Source organism: Egibacteraceae bacterium, from assembly GCA_035540635.1.
Taxonomy (GTDB): Bacteria; Actinomycetota; Nitriliruptoria; order Euzebyales; family Egibacteraceae; genus DATLGH01.
Window position 1 is genome coordinate 47,537 of the sequence record DATLGH010000019.1, and the last position, 19,630, is coordinate 67,166.

At 74.0% G+C, this 19,630-nt stretch carries 19 protein-coding genes and 1 tRNA gene; 8 read left to right on the forward strand and 12 right to left on the reverse strand.

Translation table 11 applies throughout. The features are described 5' to 3' along the window. Window positions 1-42: 42 nt before the first annotated feature. Complete coding sequence (gene metG, locus VM324_03545; protein ID HVL98346.1) at window positions 43-1,596, reverse strand: methionine--tRNA ligase; 1,554 nt, start codon at window positions 1,594-1,596, stop codon at window positions 43-45. Window positions 1,597-1,718: 122 nt separating this feature from the next. Between metG and VM324_03550 the strand changes: the two genes are divergently transcribed. Beyond that, entirely contained in the window at window positions 1,719-2,213 is a 495-nt protein-coding gene (locus VM324_03550; GenBank protein ID HVL98347.1) for a sigma factor-like helix-turn-helix DNA-binding protein, read from the forward strand. Further along, window positions 2,210-3,046, forward strand: coding sequence for a hypothetical protein (locus VM324_03555; GenBank protein ID HVL98348.1), 837 nt, complete (start codon window positions 2,210-2,212; stop codon window positions 3,044-3,046). Before VM324_03550 ends, VM324_03555 begins: the two co-directional genes overlap by 4 nt. A gap of 138 nt (window positions 3,047-3,184) precedes the next feature. On the opposite strand, the gene rsmI is transcribed toward VM324_03555, so the two are convergent. Next, window positions 3,185-4,081, reverse strand: a complete 897-nt coding sequence (gene rsmI, locus VM324_03560) for a 16S rRNA (cytidine(1402)-2'-O)-methyltransferase (protein ID HVL98349.1) — start codon at window positions 4,079-4,081, stop codon at window positions 3,185-3,187. Between the two features lie 24 nt (window positions 4,082-4,105). Here rsmI and VM324_03565 point away from each other — a divergent pair, with 24 nt between their 5' ends. The 6 genes from VM324_03565 (at window position 4,106) to VM324_03590 (ending at window position 10,206) form a co-directional block, all read left to right on the forward strand. Then, window positions 4,106-5,554, forward strand: coding sequence for a phospholipid carrier-dependent glycosyltransferase (locus VM324_03565; GenBank protein HVL98350.1), 1,449 nt, complete (start codon window positions 4,106-4,108; stop codon window positions 5,552-5,554). 64 nt (window positions 5,555-5,618) lie between these two features. Next, complete coding sequence (locus VM324_03570; protein HVL98351.1) at window positions 5,619-6,932, forward strand: FAD-dependent oxidoreductase; 1,314 nt, start codon at window positions 5,619-5,621, stop codon at window positions 6,930-6,932. Between the two features lie 159 nt (window positions 6,933-7,091). After that, a complete protein-coding gene (locus VM324_03575) occupies window positions 7,092-8,162 on the forward strand; it encodes a metal ABC transporter substrate-binding protein (GenBank protein HVL98352.1) in 1,071 nt (356 codons plus the stop codon). A gap of 58 nt (window positions 8,163-8,220) precedes the next feature. Then, window positions 8,221-8,955, forward strand: coding sequence for a metal ABC transporter ATP-binding protein (locus VM324_03580; GenBank protein HVL98353.1), 735 nt, complete (start codon window positions 8,221-8,223; stop codon window positions 8,953-8,955). Beyond that, window positions 8,952-9,770 carry a metal ABC transporter permease gene (locus tag VM324_03585; protein ID HVL98354.1) on the forward strand — a complete coding sequence of 273 codons (819 nt, stop codon included), beginning with the start codon at window positions 8,952-8,954 and terminating at the stop codon, window positions 9,768-9,770. Before VM324_03580 ends, VM324_03585 begins: the two co-directional genes overlap by 4 nt. 19 nt (window positions 9,771-9,789) lie before the next feature. Then, window positions 9,790-10,206 carry a Fur family transcriptional regulator gene (locus VM324_03590; GenBank protein HVL98355.1) on the forward strand — a complete coding sequence of 139 codons (417 nt, stop codon included), beginning with the start codon at window positions 9,790-9,792 and terminating at the stop codon, window positions 10,204-10,206. Between the two features lie 13 nt (window positions 10,207-10,219). Here VM324_03590 and VM324_03595 read toward each other — a convergent pair whose 3' ends face one another. The 10 genes from VM324_03595 to VM324_03640 form a co-directional block, all read right to left on the reverse strand. Beyond that, the gene (locus VM324_03595; GenBank protein ID HVL98356.1) at window positions 10,220-12,388 is read right to left on the reverse strand and encodes a cation-translocating P-type ATPase; all 2,169 of its coding nucleotides are present in this window, start codon (window positions 12,386-12,388) and stop codon (window positions 10,220-10,222) included. Next, window positions 12,385-12,693, reverse strand: coding sequence for a DUF1490 family protein (locus VM324_03600; GenBank protein ID HVL98357.1), 309 nt, complete (start codon window positions 12,691-12,693; stop codon window positions 12,385-12,387). The genes VM324_03595 and VM324_03600 overlap by 4 nt, the downstream gene beginning before the upstream one ends. A gap of 190 nt (window positions 12,694-12,883) precedes the next feature. Continuing rightward, window positions 12,884-12,956 (reverse strand) — tRNA-Ala (locus VM324_03605). Between the two features lie 66 nt (window positions 12,957-13,022). Continuing rightward, a complete protein-coding gene (locus VM324_03610; GenBank protein ID HVL98358.1) occupies window positions 13,023-13,658 on the reverse strand; it encodes a hypothetical protein in 636 nt (211 codons plus the stop codon). A 7-nt stretch (window positions 13,659-13,665) separates the two neighbouring features. Next, entirely contained in the window at window positions 13,666-14,103 is a 438-nt protein-coding gene (locus tag VM324_03615) for a hypothetical protein (protein ID HVL98359.1), read from the reverse strand. Window positions 14,104-14,377: 274 nt separating this feature from the next. Next, the gene (locus tag VM324_03620; GenBank protein ID HVL98360.1) at window positions 14,378-14,851 is read right to left on the reverse strand and encodes a MogA/MoaB family molybdenum cofactor biosynthesis protein; all 474 of its coding nucleotides are present in this window, start codon (window positions 14,849-14,851) and stop codon (window positions 14,378-14,380) included. Next, the gene (moaC, locus tag VM324_03625; protein ID HVL98361.1) at window positions 14,848-15,369 is read right to left on the reverse strand and encodes a cyclic pyranopterin monophosphate synthase MoaC; all 522 of its coding nucleotides are present in this window, start codon (window positions 15,367-15,369) and stop codon (window positions 14,848-14,850) included. Before moaC ends, VM324_03620 begins: the two co-directional genes overlap by 4 nt. Continuing rightward, window positions 15,366-16,655 carry a gephyrin-like molybdotransferase Glp gene (glp, locus tag VM324_03630; GenBank protein HVL98362.1) on the reverse strand — a complete coding sequence of 430 codons (1,290 nt, stop codon included), beginning with the start codon at window positions 16,653-16,655 and terminating at the stop codon, window positions 15,366-15,368. The genes moaC and glp overlap by 4 nt, the downstream gene beginning before the upstream one ends. A 3-nt stretch (window positions 16,656-16,658) precedes the next feature. After that, a complete protein-coding gene (gene galU / locus VM324_03635) occupies window positions 16,659-17,534 on the reverse strand; it encodes a UTP--glucose-1-phosphate uridylyltransferase GalU (GenBank protein ID HVL98363.1) in 876 nt (291 codons plus the stop codon). Between the two features lie 57 nt (window positions 17,535-17,591). Continuing rightward, entirely contained in the window at window positions 17,592-19,610 is a 2,019-nt protein-coding gene (locus VM324_03640) for a diguanylate cyclase (protein HVL98364.1), read from the reverse strand. Window positions 19,611-19,630 lie beyond the last annotated feature (20 nt).

Genomic DNA, 19,630 nt, shown 5'->3' on the forward strand with positions numbered 1-19,630 from the left:
CTCTGACGCACGGGCGGCGCGGGAGGTTGAGGCGGTCAGCCCTCAGCGGCGGGCTGGGCCCTCGTCGAGCTTCGGGAACAGCAGGCCCCCACGGGCCACGCGCACCCCGGCCGGGGTGCGTCCCTGCGTCGCGGCGGCGGGCAGCCGCTGCGCGTCGAGCTCCTCCGGCAGGCCGAGCTTGCCCCACAGCGCGGCGGCGGCGTCGGGCATGACCGGCGAGACGAGCACCGCGATGACGCGCAGGGCGTCGACGCAGGTGTAGAGCGCGCGGCCGAGGTCGTCGGCGGCTCCCTGCCGGTTGAGCGCCCACGGGGCACGCGCCTCGACGTAGCGGTTCACGCCGGAGACGAAGACCCACAGGTCCTCCAGCGCGCGCTTGAAGTCGAGCCGGTCGAGGGCAGCGAGGCCGTCGAGCGCGGTCACGAGGTCCGCGGCGAGCGCCGCCTCCGCGTCCCCGGCAGGCCCCGCCGGCTCGGGTACGACGCCGTCGCAGTAGGAGCCGACCATGGTGAGCACACGGTTGGCGAGGTTGCCGAGGTCGTTCGCGAGGTCGGTGGTGTAGCGGGCCACCATCGACTCCCACGAGAACGTGCCGTCGTTGCCGAAGCTGATCTCGCGAAGGAAGTAGTAGCGGTAGCAGTCCACGCCGAAGTGGGCGACGAGCTCCTCGGGACGGATCCCCGTCGCGTTGGACTTGCCCATCTTCTCCCCGCCGACGAGCAGGAACCCGTGGGCGTAGACCTGGCGCGGGACCGCGACGCCGGCGGCGATGAGCATCGCCGGCCAGTACACCGCGTGGAAGCGCAGGATGTCCTTGCCGATGAGATGCACGTCGGCGGGCCAGCGGCGGGCGAACGCCTCGTCGTCGGCGCCGTAGCCCGCGGCCGTGACGTAGTTGAGCAGCGCGTCGAACCACACGTAGAAGACGTGGCCGGGCTCCCATGGCACGGGGACGCCCCACGCGAACGCCGAGCGGGACGCGGAGATGTCCTCGAGGCCCGCCTCGACGAAGGCGCGCACCTCGTTCAGGCGCACCTGCGGCTGGACGAACCCGGGGTGCTCGTCGTAGAGGCGCAGCAGGTCCGGTGCGTACTTCGACAGGCGGAAGAACCAGTTCTCCTGCTCCAGCCAGTCGACCGGACGTCGGTGGATCGGGCAGTGCTCGCCGTCGACGAGCTCCTCGGTCGTGTAGTACGCCTCGCACCGCACGCAGTAGGGGCCCGAGTAGGTGGCGGTGTAGAGGTCGCCCTGGTCGTACAGGCGCTGCATGAACTCCTGCACCCGCGCCTCGTGGCGCTCCTCGGTCGTGCGGATGAAGTCGTCGTGGGAGATGCGCAGGAGGTCGAGCATCTCGTGCCAGCGGGGCACGATGTCGTCGACGTGCTCCTGGGGGCTCATGCCCCGCTCCGCCGCCGCCGTCGCGACCTTCTGCCCGTGCTCGTCGGTGCCGGTGAGGAAGTGCACCCGGTCGCCGTTCAGCCGCCGCCACCGGACCAGGACGTCCGCCGCCACCGTCGTGTAGGCGTGCCCGATGTGCGGCAGGTCGTTCACGTAGTAGATCGGGGTCGTGACGTAGAACGTGTCCTTGGTCGCCATCACCCGATCGTAGTCGCAGCACACTGGCGAGCGGATTCTTCGGCGACCAGACCGCGCAGTACACCCAAACGGCTGCGCGGGCGTGGTCACAATGACAGCCAGCTCGGGCGAGTGGGGGGCGGATGCGGAACTTCGACGAGTGGTACGTGGAGGCGCGCGACGGCGTGCTGCGCACCTTGGTCGCCATCACCCGCGACCCCGACCTCGCCTCGGACCTCACGTCTGAGGCGTTCGTGCGGGCGTACGAGCGGTGGTCGTCGGTGTCGTCGCATCCCAACCCCACCGCCTGGGTCGTCCGCGTCGGCGTGAACCTGCATCGCTCCCGTTGGCGGAGCCTCGTGCGGAGCAGGCGGCGACCGCCGCCCCGTCCGGTCGACGTGCCCCCGCCCGGCGAGCCGTTCGACCCCGCCCTCCGCGCTCGTGTGTTGGCGCTGCCCGCCCAGCAACGTGCCGTCGTGGCGCTGCGGATCCTGGCTGACCTGTCGACCGAGGAGACTGCCCGCGTCCTGCGGATCAAGCCGGGCACCGTCAAAGCCCATCTCCATCGCGCGCTGCAGGCGCTGCGCGCCGATGCCGCCCTGGCGGCCGTCGAGCACCGCACGGAGGACCTGCCATGACCCTTCCCGACCTCGCTCCCGCCTTCGTCGAGCGCCACGATGTGGCACCAGGGTCGATCCGAAAGCGTTCGGCAAGCCGGCGCCGCCGGCGCCGGCTGGGCCAGGCCGGCGCGGTGGCGGTCCTGGCCGCCGCCGTGGCGGCCGGCACGTTGCTTCCTGGCCGCCAGACCGCCTTCGCCGACTGGACGCCGGAACCCGGTCCGCTCGACGAGCGGCTCGTGGCACGGGCAGAGCAGCACTGCGAGGACGACTTCCACACGTGGGCGGCCCCCGTAGCCGACGGGGAGGGCGTTGATGGCCCGTCCGTGGAGCATGCGCAAGCCGTCTACCGCGAGCTCCTCGGTCGCGGCGACGCGCTCGCGCCGACGGTGGTGGACCAGCGCGGCAACGGCTTCGTGGCGCTCTACCTGTCGTCCGGTGGCCCCACGGGGTCGACGGTGGTGACGTGCGTGCTGATCTGGGATCCCCACGATCCGCACGCTGCCCCCGTCGGCGGCAGTACGGGCTTGAGGGCCGTGGCCTCCTTTCGCGCCTCGCTCGCGGTCCTCGGCTGGGGGAGCACGGATTTGCCGCCCCTGGGCAAGGCCGGGCGCTTCTCGGAGCTGTTCGGTGTCGCGCCGGAAGGCGTGCGGGTCATCGTCACGCTGGAGGACGGCCAGACGGTGGCGGCCCGCAGCGCGGACGGGCACTTCCTGGCCTGGTGGCCCGGAAAGGCCGAGCCCGTAAGGGTCGACGCCGTCGATCGCGACGGCAGGGTGCATCTTCGCCTGGATCGCGCCGGGGGAGGACGGTGGTCGAAGGCCGCCCCGCCCGCCGGCGGATCCCTGCCCTGAAGGCCAAGCGGACAGGGGGGCGTAGGTGCCCGTCTTCTCCCGTCCCGGACCGGAGCGGGGCCGAGGTGCACGCGCCGAGCCCAGGGGCGCTACCGCTTCGCTGCATGAGCGCCGAGCCCAGGGGCGCTAACGCTTGCGCTACATGAGGGTGGCGCCGGTCGCTCCGCCGGTCCCGCCGGCCTGCTCGGCGTCGAGGACCGCCTGGTAGACCGCGCGGCGTGACACTCCGGTGGTGGCGGCGACCCGGCCGATGGCGCCCTTCTTGTCCTCCCCCGCGGCGATGAGGGCGCGCACCCGTTCGGCGAGGTCCGCGGGCTCGGGTTCCTCGGCCGACCGGGCGGGGGCGCCGGCGACGACGAGGGTCAACTCGCCGCGCACCCCCTGCGCGGCCCGGGCGGCCAGCTCCGGCAGCGGACCGCGCCACACCTCCTCGTGGCGCTTCGTGAGCTCCCGGGCCAGCGCCGCGGGACGGGGGCCGAACGCCGCGGCCATCGCCGCGAGGTCGTCGGCGGCGCGGTGCGGGGTGACGTAGAACACGAGCGTACGCGGCTCGTCGGCGAGGGCGGCCAGCGCCTGGGCCCGTGCGCCCGCCTTGCGGGGCAGGAACCCCTCGAAGCAGAAGCGGTCCATCGGCAGCCCCGACACGACGAGGGCCTGCACCGCCGCCGACGGCCCGGGGACCGACTCCACGACGAGCCCCCGCTCCACCGCGGCGCGCACGAGCCGGTACCCCGGGTCGGCCAGGCCCGGCGTCCCCGCGTCGGTGACGAGCACCACCGTCTCACCGGCGGCAACGCGCGCGACGAGCTCGGGGGTGCGGGCGGCCTCGTTGTGGTCGTGGTAGCTCACCATGGGCTTGCGCACGCCGGCGCGCTCGAGCAGCACCCGGCTGCGGCGGGTGTCCTCCGCGGCGACGAGGTCGGCGGCGGCGAGCGCCGCGGCGGCGCGGGGGGACAGGTCGTCGAGGTTGCCGATCGGGGTGCCGACCACGACGAGCCGCCCGCCCGCCTCCTGCGGGTCTCCTGCCTGGTCCACCGTCGTCCTTACACTCGCGGAACCATGTCGACCGACACCGGCGCCCGCCCGCCGGCCCCCGTGGCGGGCGCCGGCGAGCCGGACACGCGCCGGGACCAGCGCCGGCGCCGTGCCGTCGCGCTGCTCGTGCCGGTCCTGCTCGTCGCGGTTGCCGGCACCCTGCGGTTGTACCGCCTCGCCGAGCCGCCGGAGATCTACTTCGACGAGACCTACTACGTGACCGACGCGCGTTCGCTGCTGGCCGTCGGCACCGAGGAGGAGTTCGCGGTGCACCCGCCGCTCGGCAAGTGGCTGATCGCGGCGGGCATCGCCGTCCTCGGTGACAACCCGGTCGGCTGGCGTGCACCGGGCGCGCTCGCGGGCAGCGTCACTGTCCTGCTCACCTACCTCGCCGGGCTGCGGCTGTTCGGACGCCGCGGCGTCGCGGCACTCGCGGCACTGCTGCTCGCGGTCGACGGGCTCGCGTTCACGATGAGCCGCATCGCGATGCTCGACGCCTTCCTCGCGCTGTTCGTCGTCGCGGGGTTCTGGCTGCTCCTCGCCGACCACGACCGACGCTGGGACGCGGCCCCCGGCCCGGGCGACGGCCTACCCCGGCTGCGCTGCCCGCACCGGTGGCTGGCCGGCGTCGTGCTCGGCCTGGCCCTGGCGACGAAGTGGTCCGCGCTGCTCGCGATCGGCGCCGCCGGCCTGTTCGTCGCCGCCAGCGAGCTCGCGTGGCGCCGGCGCGTGACGGGCTCGCCGTGGACGCGGGTGTGGGCGCCGGCGCTGTCCGTGGCGGGCGCGCTCGTCGTGGTGCCCGTCGCCGTCTACGTCGCGAGCTACGCCGGCTGGTTCATGAACTTCACCGAGACCCGGGTGGGGCGGCAGGCGTGCCCGGTGGCGGCCGAATGCGACGCCGGGACCGTCGACATCGCCCGCGCCTGGGTCGGCGAGCAGCGCGAGATCCAGCGGTTCCACGGGGCGCTGGAGGCGCCGCACCGCTACCGCTCTCCTGCGAGCGAGTGGCTGTGGCTGCGCCGCCCGGTCGCGTACCACTACGCCTCCTGCACGCCCCAGGACAGCGGTTGTGCGATCCCCCCGGGCACCGTGGCCCACATCGTGGGGCTCGGCAACCCCGTGTTGTGGTGGCTCGCCCTGCTCGCCTATCCCGCACTCGTGTGGTTCGGCGTCCGGCACCGGGACTGGCGGGCTGGGGCGCTGCTCGCCTTCCTCGCCGGCCAGTACCTGCCCTGGCTGCTCGCCAGGCGTCCGCTGTTCCTGTTCTACCTCGCACCCGTGGTGCCGTTCGTGGCGCTGGCGGTCGGGTGGTGCGCGGTGCGGCTGGCCGAGCGCCGAGGACTGCGCTGGGTCCCGTGGGCGCTGGCCGTCGCCGCCGTCGCCGCGTTCGCCTTCTTCTACCCGGTGTACGCCGCCTACCCTCTCGACCCCCACGCGTGGCGTCAGCGGATGTGGTTCGACTCGTGGATCTGACGCCGCGGCGAACGGGCGGTCCGCTGGGCGCATCTCCCTCGGCGCCCGTGGGTAGCCCGACGACATGACCCGACGACCCGCACGCATCCTGATCGCGGGGGCCGGCTACATCGGCCTGTACGCCGCGCTCGAGCTCGAGGCGCGCCTCGGTGCCCACGAGGCCTCCATCACGCTGGTGAACCCCGACAACTTCATGCTCTACCAGCCCCTGCTGCCGGAGGTCGCCTCGGCGACGATCGAACCCCGCCACGCCGTCGTCCCGCTGCGCAAGGTCCTCGGGCGCACGCGGTTCGTGAAGGGGCGCCTGACCGGACTCGACCATGGCACCCGGCGTGCCGACGTGCAGCCCGTGGACGGTCCCGGGTCCGTCTACGACTACGACCACGTCGTCATCGGGCTGGGCTCGACGTCGCGAATCCTGCCGGTGCCGGGTCTCAAGGAGAACGCGGTCGGTTTCAAGTCGATCGAGGAGGCCCTCTACCTGCGCAACCACGTGCTCGGGCGCATGGAGGCCGCAGAGGCCACCCGTGACCCGGACGTCCGCAGTCGCGCACTCACGTTCGTCGTCGTCGGCGGCGGCTACACGGGCGTCGAGGCCCTGGCCGAGCTCGAGGACCTCACCCGTGCGGTCTGCGGGTACTACCCGTCGATCACGGTCGGCGACCTGCGGTGGGTGCTCGTCGAGGCGACCGACCGGATCCTGCCGACCGTCGACGAGCGCCTCGCCGGCTACGCCCTCGCCGAGCTGCGCGCGCGAGGGATCGACGTGCGTCTGCGCACCCTCCTCGAATCGGTGGAGGGCGGCTTTCTCCGGTTGTCCGACGGGGAGACGATCCGCTCCGACACCCTCGTCTGGGTCGCCGGGGTCCAGCCCCATCCCCTCATCGGCGAGCTCGGGCTGCCCACCACCGAGGACGGGCGGCTCGACGCGGACGCGTACCTGCGGGTGCGTGGGGTCGACGGGGCGTGGACCGGCGGCGACGGCGCCGCCGTCCCCGACCTCGCGGCGGGTGGCACCGTGCCCCCGACCGCCCAGCACGCCCGTCGACAGGGCACGAAGGTCGGCGAGAACCTCGTCGCAGCACTCCGCGGGGCCCCCCTGCAGGAGTTCCGCCACCGCAGTGTCGGCGAGCTCGTCACGCTCGGCCGGCGCAAGGGCGTGGGACAGGTGATGGGCCGCCACGTGCGCGGGACCGCTGCGTGGGCCCTGCGCCGGGCGTACTACCTCGCGTCGATCCCCTCGCCGTCGAGCCGTGCACGGATCCTCTCCGACTGGCTCGTCGGCCTGCCGTTCCGCCGCGACATCGTCCAGCTCAGCCCCGTGCGCAGCCCGGCCGAGGTCCTGACCGACGCCCGCAGCGAGCAGGACGCCGCCTGACGCTGCTCGACGACCCCGTCGCGCGGGGGCTCGCGCGCCGACGGTCGTCGAGCGATCGTTGCAACCGGCACAAGGCCCGGCCCTCCTCCAATCCGTGTCTTCCCCGACCACCTGATCGATTGGCATTGGTTGTCAGAAGCATCTAGGGTGTGCGCGGTCGTGACGCCGTCCCTGGAGATCGCCGTGCACCACCGCTTCGTCGTCCTCGCCTGTCTCGTTCTGGCGCTCGGCGCCTGCGGGCAGGCGCCCACGCAGAGCGTCGAGGAGGATGCGTCGGCGGAGGGCGCCGACACCCCGCTTCTCGGGGAGGGGATCACCGCCGTCACGTCCGTCTACCCGCTCGCGGCCGTCGCCGAGGACATCGCGCCGGGCGCGGACGTGCGGCTGCTCACGTCCAGCGGTCAGGACCCCCACGACCTCGAGCTCAGCCCCGATGATCGCCGGCTCGTCGAATCCGCCGACGTCGTCCTCTACATGGGCGACCTCGACTTCCAGCCTCAGGTGGAGGCAGCCGTCGCCGACGCGACCGGCGCCGTCGTCTCGGTCGCGGAGGTCGCCGGGTCCGACAACCTCCGCCGCCTCGAGGGCCATGACCACGAGGACGGCGACGACCACGGGCACGGCGACGGCGACGACGACCACGCCGACGACGCCGACGACGACCACGGCTCCGGCCAGCAGGAGGATGCGCACGCCCACGACGACGAGGCGGTCGACCCGCACCTGTGGTTCGATGCGGCGATCATGGCGGGGGTGGCCGAGGCGGTCGGTGAGGCGTTCGCCGCCGCCGACCCCGACCGGGCCGACGGCTACCGCGAGCGCGCCGGTGCGCTCCACGACGAGCTCGCCGCGCTCGACGAGGACATCGACGCCGTGTTCGCCGACTGCGCCCACGACACCGCGATCGTGAGCCACGAGGCCTACGCCTACCTGCTCGAGCGCCGGGGCTTGGCACAGGAGGGCATCTCGGGAGCCGGTGGGCACGCCGACGCCTCCCCGGCCCGCCTGGCCGAGCTCACCGAGCGGATCCGCGCCGAGGGCATCCCGGCGGTCCTCGCCGAGCCGATCGAGGGCCGCGGCGACGCGGAGGCGCTCGCGAGCGAGGCGGGCGTCGACCTGCTCGACGTCGATCCGCTGGAGATCGGCGAGGCCCACCTGGCCGGCGTGCGGTTCCCCGACGCGCTGCGGGCCCAGGCGGAGGCCTTCGCAACCGCTCTGGAGTGCACGTGACGAAGCTCGGCTGCTTCCGCGGTGAGGCGACCGCCCCTTTCGAGCGGGAGGGACGCTGATGCCGGCCACGCCCGTGCTCGAGTACGACCAGGTCACCTTCGGCTACGGACGCCTGCCCGTCCTGCGGGAGGTGTCGCTGCGCATCGCCCCCGGCCAGTTCATGGCCGTGGTCGGCCCGAACGGGTCGGGCAAGTCCACGCTGATGAAGCTCGGGCTGGGGCTGCTCCGCCCCACCCACGGGACCGTGCGGCTCTTCGGCACGCGTGTGCGGGACTTCGACGACTGGGGACGGGTGGGCTACGTGCCCCAGCGGGCGACCGCGGAGACAGCTGTTCCCGTCAGCGTCGAGGAGGTCGTACGCACGGGCCTCGCCGGTCGGCTCGGGGTGTTCCGCCGCCCCGACCGCGACCAGCGCCGGCGCGTCGAGGAGGTCCTCGACCTGCTCGGGCTCGCGGCGCTGCGCCGCCAGTCGGTCGCGCGCCTCTCCGGGGGCCAGCAGCAGCGGGCGCTCATCGCCCGCGCGCTCGTCACCAGCCCCGATCTGCTCGTGCTCGACGAACCGACCACGGGCGTCGACGTGGATGCGCGGACCGTGCTGCGCGAGTCGCTCGAGCACCTCGTGCGCACCGAGGGGGTGGCGGTCGTCTACATCAGCCACGACCCGGAGGGCTTCGCCGGCCTGGCCGACCGGGTGGTCGAGCTGCGCGCGGGGCGGGCCGTGCCCTGCGCGGACCCGTCCCGGCACGGCCACGCGCACGAGCCGCTCGACGTGCCGGGAGCCGAAGAGCGATGACCATGCTCGAGTTCGGGTTCATGCAGAAGGCCTTCGTGGCGTGCGTGGCCGTCTGCGCGGTCGCGCCGCTCGTCGGCGCCTTCGTCGTGCAGCGCGGCCAGAGCCTCATCGGCGACGGCATGGGGCACGTCGCCTTCGCCGGCGTCGGGGCCGCGTTCCTGTTCGGCTTCGAGCCCATCCTCGGCGCGGCCGCGCTGTCGGTGGTCGCCGCCTTCGTGCTGTTCCGCCTCCAGCGGGGCGGCATGGGGGGTGACCTCGCGATCGCGCTCATCTTCTACGGCGGCATCGCGCTCGGCTTCCTCCTGCTGTCCCGTTCGGGCATGGGGATCAACCGTGTCCTCGGCTTGCTGTTCGGCAGTCCCCTGAACCTCAGTTGGGGGCAGACCTGGACGATCGTCGGCCTGTCGGCGCTCGTGCTCGCCATCGTCGTCGCGCTCTACGGACCGCTGGTCGCGGTCGCCTTCGACGAGCAGGCCGCCCGAGCCAGCGGCGTCCCCACCGACGCTCTCGCGCTCGTGCTCACCATCGTGGTCTCGCTGACCGTCGTGGGCGGGATGTACGCGATCGGATTGCTCCTCGTGGCGGCCATGATGATCGTGCCCGTGGCGGCCGCCTCGCGTGTCGCGTCGAGCTACAGGGGTACGATGCTCGCCGCGTCGGCGATCGGCGTGAGCAGCGCGGTAGCCGGTCTGATGTTCGCCTTCTACGCCAACTACACCCCGGGCGCCTCCATCGTCCTCGTCGCGATCGGCGTCCACGTGGCCGCGATGACCGTGCGCGCCCTACGTGACCGGACGCAGGGGGCCACCACGTAACCGCCAGGAGGAGCTCGGCATGGTCACCGACGCGCCGGCGCACGCGCTGCGGGAGGCCGGCCTGCGCGCGACGCGCCAGCGCCTCACCGTCCTCGAAGCGCTCCGTGCCCGCGAGGACAGCATCACCGCGCAGGACCTCCACATGGAGCTTCGGCAGGCCGGCGAGCCCATCGGCCTGACGACCGTCTACCGCACACTCAGCGCGCTCGCGGACGCCGGCTTCCTCGACACCTTCGAGCGCGAGGGCGAGCTCGCGTTCCGCCACTGCAGCGTCGACCACCATCACCACCTCGTCTGCGAGGCGTGCAACAAGGTGGAGGAGATCACCGCCGAGGAGGTCGAGCGCTGGGTCCAGGAGATCGCGCAGACCCGGGGCTTCGCCGTCACCGGCCACCGCGCGGACATCTTCGGCCTCTGCGCCGACTGCAGCGCCTGAGCGCCCGCTCGGCTCAGGCTCGCGGCCTGCTGCTTCCCGGGACGCCGTCCCCGCGCCCGACGAGCCGCGCCGAGTTGCTCACGACCGCCACGCTCGAGGCGTTGTGGAGGACGGCGGCGAGCATGGGGTCGAGCACGCCGCCGGCCCCGGCGAGCAACCCGATGGTGTTGACCCCGATCGCGAGCCCGTAGTTCTGGCGGACGACGCGCAGGGTCTGCCGGCCGAGCTCGACGAGGCGGACGACCTCCGGCAGGTGGCTGCCCGCAAGGGCGACGTCCGCGGCCTCGATCGCGACGTCGCTGCCGCCGGCGCCCATGGCGATGCCGATGTCGGCCAGCGCAAGGGCCGGGGCGTCGTTGACGCCGTCGCCCACGACGGCCACGACGTAGCCCTGCTCCTGGAGCTCCGCCACGACCGCGAGCTTGTCCTCGGGCATCGTCTCCGCCCGGTACTCCGTGATCTGCAGGGCGGCGGCGACGCTCGCCGCGGCGGTCGGGTGGTCGCCGGTGAGCATGACGGTGCGCTGGACGCCGAGCTCGCGCAGCCGCGCCACCACCCATGGAGCCTCGTCCCGTATCGCGTCGGTCACGCCGATGACCCCGACGAGGTCCTCGTTGCGGGCGCAGCAGACGGCGACGTGCCCGTCGGCGTGGAGTCGGGCGATCTCCTCTCGGGCGTCGTCGGCGACCGTGACGCCGAACTCCTCCATGAGCGTCGGGCTGCCGACGACGATGCGGTTGCCCCGCAGGTCCGCGCGCATGCCCATCCCCATCAGGACCTCGCACTCCTCGTGGATGGGGATCTCGATGTGCTGCTCCTCAGTGTGGCGCACCACGGCCTGGGCGAGCGGGTGGCGGGCGTGGATCTCGCCGGAGGCGGCCAGGGCGAGGACCTGCTCGGGGGTGTAGCCGGGATGGGAGGCGGTGACGCTCGTCACGAGCGGGCGGCCGGTCGTGAGGGTGCCGGTCTTGTCGAAGACGAAGGCGGTGATCCGCCCCGCCTGCTCGAGATGGGTGCCGCCCTTGATGAGGGTCCCGCGCCGGGCCCCGTGGCCGATGCCCGCGCTGATCGCGGTGGGCGTCGACAGTCCAGCCGCGCACGGGCAGGCGATGAGCAGCATGGTCATGCTGCGGCGCACGTCGCGCGTGACGACCCACACCGCGCCGGCGAGGGCGAACGACAGCGGCACGAACCGGCGGCTGAAACGGTTGGCGAGGGTCTGGATCGGTGCGCGGTCGGCCTGGGCGGTCTCCACCCGGGCGATGATCCGGCCGACGGCGGTGTCGTCGCCGACCTTGCGCGCCCGCACGACGAGACGCCCGTCGACCATGAGCGTGCCGGCGAACACGCTCGCGCCGGGCCCCTTGTAGGAGGGCAGCGACTCGCCGGTGATCGGTGCCTCGTCGACGACCCCCTCCCCGTCGACGACGACGCCGTCGACGGGGATCTTGCGGTGCGTGTGCACCGCGACGACGTCGCCGGGGGTCACCGTCGACAGTGGCACCTCGACCTCGACGCCGTCCCCGCGGACGAGCCAGACGGTGTCGTCACCAACCCGCAGGAGGTCCTCGATCGCCCGCCGGGTCCGCCGGAGCGTCAGCGCCTGGAGCAGCTCGCCGATGTTGAGCAGCCACAGGACGGTGAGCGCCGCGACGTTCTCGCGCAGCAGCAGCGACGCGACCGTCGCCGCGGAGACGAGCGCGTCGGTACCCGTGGCCTCGCGGCTGCTCAACGAGCGCAGCGCCCCCCGGAAGAAGGGGTAGCCGGTGAAGAGCGTGACCGCCGCGGCCACGGTCGACCCGCGGGGGCCGAGCAGTGCCGGTCCGCGCCCCCGCAGCAGGCGGCGCAGCCCGAGCAGCGCGAGGACCGCTCCGCCGAGGACGAGCCGGGCGACCTCCCCGGTCTCGGCCGCACCCCCGCGTTCGGCGACCGCGGCGCCGCCGGCGGCGGCCGCCACGACCCTCTCGAGCTCCGCACCGAGCTCGACGGGGTCGATCTGGTCAGGGTCGTACCAGACGACGATGTTGCCGGTGCGCGGGTAGGCGAGCGCGCCCGTCACACCGGGACGGGCGGCGACCTCCGTCGCGACGGCGTGCGCGGCGCCCGACGCGCCCTTCAGCCCGGTGAGCTGATAGCGCGCACGCCCCGCCGCAGCGGCGCGCAACGCGGTCGCATGGCTCAATGCTCGTGGCCGCGGCCGGCCTCCCCCGCGTCGGCCGGGCGGGGAGGCGGCGCCGACTCGCCGAGCTGCGCCTTCGCCTCGGCGACGAGGTCGCCCGCCCTCAAGCGGCTGTCCTCCGCGGCGCTCTCCAGGCGCCGGGTCAGCACGATGCCCTGCGCGATCGAGGACACGAGCAGCCGGCGCACGTGGGGGCGGACCACCGGCGTGGCCCTCGCCGCGCCCTTGACGATGAGGTTGCCCACCGTGCCCGCCACCGCGTAGTGCGCCAGGCGGGCGACGAGACCGGCGGAGACGGGATCGGACATCGTGGGCTCCTCACTCCCTCGCGTTGCGGCGCCTCCGCTCCGCGCGCGGATTCGGCCGTGGGCAGACGGCACCAAGCCTACCGCCGGGCGGCGCCGGCGAAGACCCCGTGGGGCGGCGCGCGCGCGTCATCGGTGGGGTGACGCAAACGGCGACACCAGCGATACGGGCGACGGTGGTCAGGGATGCGTGTGGAGCTGAGGGGAATCGAACCCCTGGCCTCCTCGATGCGACCGAGGCGCTCTACCAACTGAGCTACAGCCCCCTGGGGCGGGGCGCGGTGCCGCGCGAGTGCGAATGCTAGCAGTGCCGCCGGAGCGGGGCAGGACGCCTACTCGCCGAGGACGGCGCGGCGGTGCGCGTCGAGGGCGGCGCGCAGCTGCCCCTGCACTGCGGCGGTCGCGAGGTCGCCGCGGGTGCGCTCGATTATCGACCGGGCTACGTCGGTGGAACGGCGAAGCCCTCCGGTGACCCCGTCGGGGTAGTCGACGGTCACGAGGAGCCCGTAGATGTCCTCCATGGCCGAGAGCAGGCGCTCGCAGCGCTCGAGGTCCCCCGCCCGCAGGACGTCGAGGGTGTGCCTGCGCAGCTCTCCCACCGTCTCGGCGAGGCCGTTCAGGTACGCGGCGTCGTCGACGCCGAGGGCCTCGGGTGAGGGCAGCGCCTCGCCGGCGACGAGCGCATGGGTCGTGCGCGCCTCGGCGTACTCCTTGTCCGCGTCGTGGAGGAACCCGGCGTGCTCGACGGCCGGGTGGGCGGCACACGCCGCCCGCGCTGACGCGAGGGCCTCGGCGGCCTCCCCGAGGAGCGCACGCGCCCGTTCCCACTCGCCGCGGTGCGTCGCCCGGATGGCGTTCGCGGATGCGCGGACGGCGCGGCGGGAGGAGTCGAGGCCGGCTTCGCGTGCCCGGTGCTTCGCCTGGAGGCGGTCGAGAACGTCGCGCTGCAGCCCCGACAGGTCCGGCACGCCGCCGTCAGGCGCCCCGGGCGGTCCGGATGCGCACCCCCGACGTGAGCGGCGGCTGCGCCCGCGGGGGGTGGAGGTAGGCGAGCTTGGACCGGGCCTCGTCCCGGCGGGCGCGCAGCTGCGCGAGAAGCGCGAGGTAACCGAACAGGGCAGCGTAGGCGAGCAGGAAGGGCACCCAGGCGACCCCGCCGAGCCACAGGCCGCCGACGCCGGTGACGACCGCGGCGGCGACCAGGACGGCGAGCACCTGGCGGCGGCGCTGGAGGGTCCGGGGCGACGGCCGTCGCCCCGGCCGCTGGGGGCGCGTCGGACGAGCGGGCTGCGGTGTCGCGGCCGCAGCGCGCGACGGGTAGGAGACGGGCGTGTAGGACCCGGCCTGGTTGGGGCGTCCGAGAACCACGACGTGGCCCCCGGGGGGGGTGCGGGGAGGGGCAAGCCGGCTCATGCTCTGCTCGAATGCGTCGACGGAGTTGATCGGCGATCCGCAACGGCGATCCCGCCACGGGCCGGGGAGCAGTATCAGAGCCCAGAGTCCACCGAGCAAGACGAGAACCATCACGCTCATGGACGGCCACCGTAGTCGACGACTCGCCGTATGCGAAGGATCCCCGACAGCCCGGCCTTCGGGGACCGTCCGGCACGGTCAGCGCCCGGTCGCTGGGTTCGCACCGGGGCATGCGGTGGCCGCGCGCCCCGCCGCAGGCGGGGACCCGCCGGGGTCAGCGGGGGTGGTCCCCGCCCCGGAGCTGGTCCACGGCGTGGCGCAGGACCGGCAGGACCGCTTCGAGGTTCTCAGCCGCGGCCTTCGGCGATCCGGGCAGGTTGACGACGAGCGTGCGCCCTCGGGCTCCCGCCACCGCACGCGACAGCATGGCCATCGGCGTCACTGCGAGCGACGCCACGCGCATGGCCTCGGCGATGCCGGGCACGACGCGGTCTACGACGTCGAGGGTGGCCTCGGGCGTCTCGTCGCGTGGGTGCAGGCCCGTTCCGCCGTTCGTCACGACGACGTCGGCGTCGGCGCAGGCGGCGACGATGGCCTCCCCCACACCCTGGCGCCCGTCGGGCACGACGACGGGGTCGGCGACGGCGAATCCTGCGCCGGCGAGCAGCGCCACGACCCGGGGACCGGCCTCGTCGTCGTAGACCCCGCCGGCCGCCCGGGTCGACACGGTGACGACGACCGCCCTCATCGCCCGCCCGGCCCTGCGCCCGGGGCGTCGCCGTCCTCGCCGCGTGTCCAGTCACCGTGCTGACCGCCGGTCTTCTCCTCCAGCGCGACCTCCTCCACGACCACCCCCCGCTCGACCCCCTTCACCATGTCGTAGAGGGCCAGGGCCGCCGTGGCCGCAGCGACGAGCGCTTCCATCTCCACCCCGGTGCGGTCAGCGGCCCGTGCCTCGGTGGTCACGGTCACGAGACCGCGGGCGGCGTCGACCTCGAGGTCGACGTCGACGCCGGACAGCGCCACGACGTGACACAGCGGAATGAGGTCGGGGGTCCGCTTGGCCGCGAGGATGCCCGCGACGCGCGCGACCCCGAGCGCGTCGCCCTTCGGCAGGCGCCCCTCGGCGAGCAGGGCCGCGGTCTCGGGCCGCATCCGCACGCGGGCTCGGGCACGGGCGCGCCGCTCGGTCACGGGCTTCGCGGCCACGTCGACCATGCGGGCGCGCCCTTCGGCGTCGACGTGGGTGAGGCGCGGCTCGCTCACTGCCCCGCCCCGGGATGCTCCACGAGCAGATGGACGACCAGCGGTTCCCCCTGGCGGACGAGCGTGTGGCCCGCGGGCACCTCGGCCAGCCCGTCGGCGTCCACGACGCTGCGCAGGATGCCGCTGCCCTGCGCACCCGTCGGGCGCGCCACCCAGCCGTTGGGGGTGTGGCGCAGGACGACCCGCACGAACTCGACCTTGTCCGGCGGGCTGCGCAGCTCGGTCTCCACGACGGCCTGCACGCGCAACCTGTTGAGGTCGGTGCGCCCCTGCATCCGCCGTATTGCCGGTCGCACGAACACCTCGAAGCTCACGTAGGCGCTGACCGGGTTGCCGGGCAGCCCGAAGCAGGGGATCGGCGCGCCCTGATGGGTCGTGCCCGCCAGGAAGCCGAACGCCTGCGGCATGCCCGGGCGCATCGCCACCTTCGTGAAGGCGACGTCGCCGAGCTCGGCGAGCACCTGCTTCACGAGGTCGTAGCGCCCTGCGCTCACCCCGCCACTCGTCACGAGCAGGTCGGCGTGGCTCAAGGCGCCCTCGAACGCCTCGAGCAGCGCCCGACGGTCGTCGGGGACGATCGACTGCCGGAACGCGGTCGCACCCGCCTCGCGGGCCAGCGCCGTCAGCGCGTAGGAGTTCGCGTCCCTGATCTGCCCCGGGCGCAGGGGCTGCCCCGGTTCCACGAGCTCGTCTCCCGTGGAGATGACCGCGACCCGCGGGCGCGGGTGCACGCGGACGAGGGCGCGTCCGACGGCGGCGAGCATGCCGATGTCGGCGGGGCCCAGGCGCCGCCCGACCTCGAGGACCGTGTCACCTTCCGTGACGTCCTCGCCGGCGAGGCGTACACAGGCGCCGGGGGCGACGCCCGAGCGCAGACGCACCTGGCCGTCGCCTTCCTCGACATCCTCCACGGGCACGACCGCGTCGGCGCCCGGAGGCATCGGTGCGCCGGTCATGATACGCACCGCGTGACGGGGCCCCACTGGGGGAAGCTCAGGGGAACCGGCCGCGACCTCGCCGACCACGTCGAGGGCGACCCCCGCCGCCGCGTCGTCGGAGCGGACGGCGTACCCGTCCATGGCCGAGTTCGCGAACCCCGGGACGGGCGCGGAAGCGACGACGTCCTCGGCCAGGACGCTGCCGTGCGCCTCGAGCAGACGCAGCTCGATGGCCTCCAGAGGACCGATGCGCCCGAGCACCTCGCGGCGGTAGTCGGCAAGGGCGACGAGCTCGGCGGGGTCGTCGTGGGGACGGTGGCCGCCCTCGACCGCCCCTCGCGCCGACACGACCTAGAGCTCCTTGACGAACCGGGTGAGGAACTCGCGGAAGTCGGGCCCGAGGTCGCTGCGGTTGCTGGCGAGCTCGACCATGGCCCGCAGGTACTCGTCCTTCGAGCCGATGTCGTAGCGCACACCGCTGAACCTCACGGCCCGGATCGGCCCGTCGCGGCACTGCGCCTTCATGGCGTCCGTGAGCTGGATCTCGCCACCGCGTCCCGGACGGGTCTGCGCGATGTGGTCGAAGATGTCCGGTGTGAGCACGTAGCGCCCGATGACGCACAGCCGGCTCGGGGCGTTGGCCTTGCCCGGCTTCTCGACGAGGTCGGTGACCATGTAGACGTCCGGGCGGTCGGGATCGGGCTGGGCGTCGATCACCCCGTACTTCGACAGCTCCTCCTCGCCGAACTCCATCACCGCGACGACGCTGCGACCGGTCTCGTCGCTGAGGTCGACCATCCGCGACAGCAGCCGCTCGTCCTCGCCGATGAGGTCGTCGCCGAGCAGCACGGCGAACGGCTCGTCACCGACGTGGTACCGCGCGCAGCCGACCGCGTGGCCGAGCCCGAGCGGCTGTCCCTGGCGCACGTAGTGCACGGTGGCGAGCTGCGACACCGCACGGACCGCCGCGAGCAGATCCTCCTTGCCCGCCGCAGCGAGCTGGCGCTCGAGCTCGACCGCCGCGTCGAAGTGGTCCTCGAGGGCCCGCTTGCCCCGCCCGGTGACGAGGAGGATGTCGTCGAGGCCGGCCGTCACCGCCTCCTCCACGACGTACTGGATGGCCGGCTTGTCGACGACCGGCAGCATCTCCTTGGGCTGTGCCTTCGTGGCCGGCAGGAAGCGGGTGCCGAGCCCCGCGGCGGGTATGACGGCCTTGCGTGCCCGCACGCTTGGTCCCTTTCGGTGTGCAACGCGTGGCCGCATCCTAACCTCGCGGGCCCCTGGCTACGCGCGGAGGGAGTCCACGACGTCGGACGCGCTGACCACCTGGTTGCGGCCCCGTTGCTTGCCGAGCTTCATCGCCTGGTCCGCCATGCGGTAGAGCAGGTCGCGCTCGCCGGCGTGGACCGGGAAGGTGGCCACGCCGACCGAACAGGTGAGCGGCTCGTCCACCGGCCCCCCGTCCGGTCCGGCGCCCGGCAGGCGCACGGGCCGCGCGGCGACCGCCGCCCGCATCCGCTCCCCGACCGCGAGCGCGCCGTCGTGGTCGGTGTCGGGCAGCAGGACGGCGAACTCCTCGCCGTGCAGATGGGTGACGACGTCGACGGCGCGGGTTGCCGCCTCCCGCAGCCGCAGCCCCACCTCGGCGAGGGCTGCGTTGCCCGCGGCGTGGTCGTAGACGTCGTTGATCCGCTTGAAGTGGTCGATGTCGATGGCGAGGACCGACACGGGCTCTTTGAAGCGCCTCGCCCTCTCGAGTGCCGTGGTGACCTGGAGCTCGAAGTAGCGGTAGTTCCACAACCCCGTGACGGGGTTCGTCAACGACAGCCGCTGGGTCTCCTGGTGCAGCCGGATGTTCTCGATCGCCACCGTCGTTCCCGCCGCGATGCTCGCCACGGTCTCGAGGTCGTCGTCGACGAAGGGTCCGGTGACCTCCTCCCGCACGAGCGTGAGCACGCCGGCAGGCCGGTCCCGGGGGCCGAGCGGGACGGCCAGCAGGTAGGGGGCCGTGGGCTCGCCCGGCGCCCGTGGCGGCACCCCGGCGCTCCCGGGCAGGCGGAGGGGTCGGCCGGTGCGTATGACGTGCCCGGCGATGCCCACGTCGGGGGCCAGGCGCGCCGACGCGCGCCCGAAGCGGTCGACCTTCGTGACGAGGGCGTCGCTCTCGAGCAGCATGAGCACCGCGCCGTCCGCGCGGACCATGTCGACGGCGGTGTCGACCACCACCGGCAGCATCTTCTGGAGGTCGAGGCTGCTCGACAGCGCCTGCCCGAGGCGGCTCACGCTCTTGCGCAGCTCGTCGTGGCTGCGCTCGATCTCGGCGAGCCGGGCCCCGAGCTCCCCGCTCATGGCGTTGAGCGCGACGGCGAGCTCCGCGAGCTCTCGGCCCCCGGTGGGGGTGAGCTTGCGCGACAGGTCCCCCGCCGCGACGGCGCGGGCGACCTCGGCGGCCCGGCGGATCGGGGCGATCACGCTGCCGGCGAGCACCGAGCCCAGCGGCACGGCCGCGAGCAGCGCGACCACGAGCACCAAGAGGGTGGGGAGGAGGTTCAGCCCCGCCGGGCTCGGCGCCCAGAGGACGAGCGCGCCGTCGGCGGCCTCGGCAGCGCCGCCGGCCGGCTCGGTCGGGACGGCGGTCACCGCGAGGAGCACCTGCTCGCCCGCGATCGCGGAACCCGCGACCTGCCCGGCGGCAGGCAGGTCGGCGGGGTCGGGCTGCCCCGCCCCGGTCGCGGCGAGGACGGCGCCCGCGACGACGAAGGCCGCCCCGGTGCCGGCCTGCGGGTCGGAAACGAGGACGTCGAGCAACCCGGCGTCGAGCCAGACACCCGCGGCGATCCCGCCGAGCGGTCCGCCGACCACGTTGGTGACCGCAAGCAGCAACGGCAGGGGGCCGGGCCGCTGACCGACCGCTGCGAGCGCCATGGCACGCACCGCCTCGTCCTGGGCGACCCCCGGCGGGGGCGGCTCGACGACGCGGGCGGCGAGGACGGTGCCGTCGGGACGCGCCACGACGACGACGTCGGCGCGCCCGGCGAGCTCCTGTCCCTGCAGCCAGTCCTGCGCCTCGGCGGGGGAGCGCGCATCGACCTGGCGGTTCGCGAGCTCGAAGGTGAGGTCGCCGGCGCGCTGGCGCGTCAGCTCGAGGACCGCGACCGCCGAGGCGCCTGCGCGCTGAAGCTCGTCGGTCGCGCGCCTCTGGCGGGCCCCGTCACCCTGGACGGCGAGCACGGCGACCGCCACCGTCATCGGCACGACGGTGATGGCGACGAAGAAGAGGACGAGCCTGCCCCGCAGTCCCATGGGGGCATGATGACACCTCC

Coding starts and splice junctions, on each gene's coding strand:
- metG (HVL98346.1), bottom strand. CDS start 1,596: ATGGCGACCAAGGACACGTTCTACGTCACGACCCCGATCTACTACGTG.
- VM324_03550 (HVL98347.1), top strand. CDS start 1,719: ATGCGGAACTTCGACGAGTGGTACGTGGAGGCGCGCGACGGCGTGCTG.
- VM324_03555 (HVL98348.1), top strand. CDS start 2,210: ATGACCCTTCCCGACCTCGCTCCCGCCTTCGTCGAGCGCCACGATGTG.
- VM324_03565 (HVL98350.1), top strand. CDS start 4,106: ATGTCGACCGACACCGGCGCCCGCCCGCCGGCCCCCGTGGCGGGCGCC.
- VM324_03570 (HVL98351.1), top strand. CDS start 5,619: ATGACCCGACGACCCGCACGCATCCTGATCGCGGGGGCCGGCTACATC.
- VM324_03580 (HVL98353.1), top strand. CDS start 8,221: ATGCCGGCCACGCCCGTGCTCGAGTACGACCAGGTCACCTTCGGCTAC.
- VM324_03585 (HVL98354.1), top strand. CDS start 8,952: ATGACCATGCTCGAGTTCGGGTTCATGCAGAAGGCCTTCGTGGCGTGC.
- VM324_03590 (HVL98355.1), top strand. CDS start 9,790: ATGGTCACCGACGCGCCGGCGCACGCGCTGCGGGAGGCCGGCCTGCGC.
- VM324_03600 (HVL98357.1), bottom strand. CDS start 12,693: ATGTCCGATCCCGTCTCCGCCGGTCTCGTCGCCCGCCTGGCGCACTAC.
- VM324_03615 (HVL98359.1), bottom strand. CDS start 14,103: ATGAGCCGGCTTGCCCCTCCCCGCACCCCCCCCGGGGGCCACGTCGTG.
- VM324_03620 (HVL98360.1), bottom strand. CDS start 14,851: ATGAGGGCGGTCGTCGTCACCGTGTCGACCCGGGCGGCCGGCGGGGTC.
- VM324_03640 (HVL98364.1), bottom strand. CDS start 19,610: ATGGGACTGCGGGGCAGGCTCGTCCTCTTCTTCGTCGCCATCACCGTC.